The organism is Streptomyces sp. NPDC052107, assembly GCF_040680215.1.
Taxonomy (GTDB): Bacteria; Actinomycetota; Actinomycetes; order Streptomycetales; family Streptomycetaceae; genus Streptomyces.
In genome coordinates this window covers 1-1,168 of record NZ_JBFAWG010000305.1, presented here as the reverse complement: position 1 = coordinate 1,168, position 1,168 = coordinate 1, and the positions used below count along the sequence as shown (strand labels likewise).

General features: G+C 66.7%; 2 pseudogenes. Both read right to left on the bottom strand.

Annotation, left to right across the window (positions count from 1 at the left end):
- Positions 1 to 458, bottom strand: a pseudogene (locus tag AB0M27_RS48020) (glycosyl hydrolase family 18 protein); the annotation flags it as partial.
- A 2-nt stretch (positions 459 to 460) separates the two neighbouring features.
- Positions 461 to 1,168, bottom strand: a pseudogene (locus AB0M27_RS48015) (fumarate hydratase); the annotation flags it as partial.

Genomic DNA, 1,168 nt, shown 5'->3' with positions numbered 1-1,168 from the left:
TTGCCGGTCTCGTACTGGCCCTTGGCCGCGTTCCACTGGTAGTCGCCCGCCAGCTCCCAGATCATTGTCCCGCCGATGCCCTGGTCGACCACGTAGTCGGCCTTGCGCTTCACCGACTGCTCGTCCTCGGTGGAGAGGAAGACCTTCTTCTGCGCGTTCCACAGCCACGGGGCGACCAGCGTCGAGTCGTAGTTGCGGACGTAGGTGCCGGTCAGCTGGGTGTTCGCGGGGAAGCCGTAGTCGGTGAGGTAGTCACCGACGATGCCCTTCTCCAGGTTCTTCGCGTGCCACATCGGGTTCGAGCCGGCCGGGGCCTCCTGGCCGTTGTCGTCCTTGTCGTGCCACAGGTTGTCGATGCCGACCGCGCCGTCACCGCACTTGGTCAGACCGGAACCGGCCGGGCAGCTGGTCGCGGCGGCCTTGCCCCACAGACCGTTGGTGCCGCCCTGGACGTTCTTGCGTCGTGGCAGAAGTACTTGCCGCCGAACTGGGCACCGATCCCGATCTTCTGCGTCAGCTCGAAGACCTTCTCCTCCAGCTCCTTGTCACGGAAGCCGTGCCCGGTGGGGGAGCCCTCGGCGGGCAGCTCGTCCAGGTAGTGCGCGGAGGCGTACTTGGCGGTCTTCAGCGCGAACTCCGCCGACGTGCCGCCGACCACGATCGCCAGGTGGTACGGCGGGCAGGCCGCGGTGCCGAGCGAACGGATCTTCTCCTCCAGGAACTTCATCATGGAGGCCTCGTTGAGGACGGCCTTCGTCTCCTGGTAGAGGAACGACTTGTTGGCCGAGCCGCCGCCCTTCGCCATGAACAGGAACTTGTACGCGCCGCCGTCGGTGGCGTACAGCTCGATCTGGGCGGGGAGGTTGGAGCCGGTGTTCTTCTCGTCCCACATGGTCAGCGGGGCCATCTGCGAGTAGCGCAGGTTGAGCTTGGTGTACGCGTCGAAGATCCCGTGCGACAGGGCCTCCTCGTCACCGCCCTCGGTGAGCACGTTCTGCCCGCGCTTGCCCATGACGATCGCCGTCCCGGTGTCCTGGCACATCGGCAGGACACCCGCGGCGGCGATGTTGGCGTTCTTCAGGAGGTCCAGCGCCACGAACTTGTCGTTGGAGGATGCCTCCGGGTCGTCCACGATCCGGCGCAGCTGCGCCAGGTGGGCCGGGCGCAG